The following is a 1,595-nucleotide window of genomic DNA, read 5'->3' on the forward strand; positions in this document are numbered from 1 at the left end:
GGTGAGAGCCGGGTGGCGAGTTCAGTGGCGGCCGCGAGGGTGCACCGGTGCGCGGCGCACACCAGCCGGTCGGCCTCGGCGTCGTCGTGACGCTCGACGGCGTCGGCGAGTTCGAGGTAGCCGTCCCACAGCAGGGCCTGCGCCGGGGGCAGCCCGGGGAGGTCCTTGGCCTGGCGCAGCCGGGGCACGGAGAAGGCCCAGCACTGCACGCGGAGCCGGTCGAGGAACTCCGCGATGTAGGGGTTGGCGAGCAGCGCGGTCAGCTCCCGCCAGTAGCGGAGGTCGTAGCCGACCAGGATGTCGAGGTCCTCGGCGCGGGCGGCCTGGCGGGCGGCGGCGGCGCGGCGGCGGATGGAGGTGAACGCCTCGGGCGGGGGGTCGTGCGGGCGCCGGCCGGCGCCACCGAGGGGCAGTCCCTCCTTGACCAGGCCGCGCGCCTCCATCATCTCCCGGAAGTCCGTGAGGGTGTAGGAGCGGACCCGGAAGCCTCGGTGCTGTTCGACGAGCAGCAGTCCCTGGGCGGCGAGATCGAGCAGCGCCTCACGGGCGGGAGTGGCGGAGACGCCGTAGCTCTCGGCGATCTCCCGCACCGTGAATCCCAGCCCGGCGACCAGCCGTCCGGCCAGGATCTCCTCGCGCAGAGCGCCGGCGAGCTGCTCGCGCAGAGTGCTGCGTCGTATCACCTCGCTCACTCTACTCACCCGGAGTCGACAGCATGCTGCCAATGTGACAGAATTCTGTCATGTGATTCCTCGCATCCCGGCGGCGGAACCACGCCTCTCGACCAGGGAGTACGTCATGGCCGACCACACCTCTTCCACTGGGACACCGCGTGCGCCTGCCCGGGACCGGGCCGTGCATGTCGCGGTGTACGACGGCCTCGCCGACTGGGAGCCCGGTCACGCCACAGCGGAGCTGCGACAGAACGGCTACCGCGTCGTGACGGTCGGCCCGGGAACCGGCCCCGTCACCACAGCCGGTGGACTGCGGCTGCTTCCTGACATCGCCCTCGGCCAACTGCGCCCCGAGGAAAGCGCCTTGCTGCTGCTGACGGGCGCGGACGGCTGGTACGGCGAGGAACTGACACCGTTCGCCGCCGCCGCGCGACGGTTCCTGGACGCCCGTGTCCCGGTCGCCGCGATCTGCGGCGCCGTCCACGGGATCGCCCGGGAGGGACTGCTCGACGACCGGGCGCACACCGGCGCCGCTCCGGAGGTCCTCACGATGAGCGGCTACGCGGGCGCCGCGCACTACCGCGACGCGGACGCCGTCACCGACGGCGACGTGATCACCGCTGGCCCGACCGACCCGGAGGCGTTCGCCCGGGAGATCTTCGCCCGCCTCGGCGTCTTCACACCGGAGGTGCTGGCCGCGTGGTTCCGGCTCTTCGCCGACTCCGACGCCTCCGCCTACCCGGTGGTGGCCGCCGCCCAGGAAGCACGGGCGGCGGCCCTCGGCGCCGAACGGGCCGAACGGGCCGAACGGGCCGAACGGGCCGAACGGGCCGAACGGGCCGAACAGGCGGGCGAGTGAGCGGGGCCGCCGTGGCGGGTGGCGGGCACGCCGAAGCCACCGCGTCCGGACCGCCCCCCGCC

Annotated in this window: 2 protein-coding genes; one reads left to right on the forward strand and one right to left on the reverse strand. The window is 73.7% G+C overall.

Annotated elements, in window-relative coordinates:
• On the reverse strand, positions 1 to 683 hold a 683-nt coding region (locus E0D90_RS25520), incomplete at its 3' end, for a GntR family transcriptional regulator (RefSeq protein WP_227870508.1).
• A gap of 172 nt (positions 684 to 855) precedes the next feature.
• Here E0D90_RS25520 and E0D90_RS25525 point away from each other — a divergent pair.
• Positions 856 to 1,533 (forward strand): DJ-1/PfpI family protein, encoded by a 678-nt coding sequence (locus E0D90_RS25525; protein ID WP_307721188.1) that lies wholly within the window; start codon positions 856 to 858, stop codon positions 1,531 to 1,533.
• Positions 1,534 to 1,595: the final 62 nt, after the last annotated feature.

This window comes from Streptomyces otsuchiensis (assembly GCF_004305975.1).
GTDB lineage: Bacteria > Actinomycetota > Actinomycetes > Streptomycetales > Streptomycetaceae > Streptomyces > Streptomyces otsuchiensis.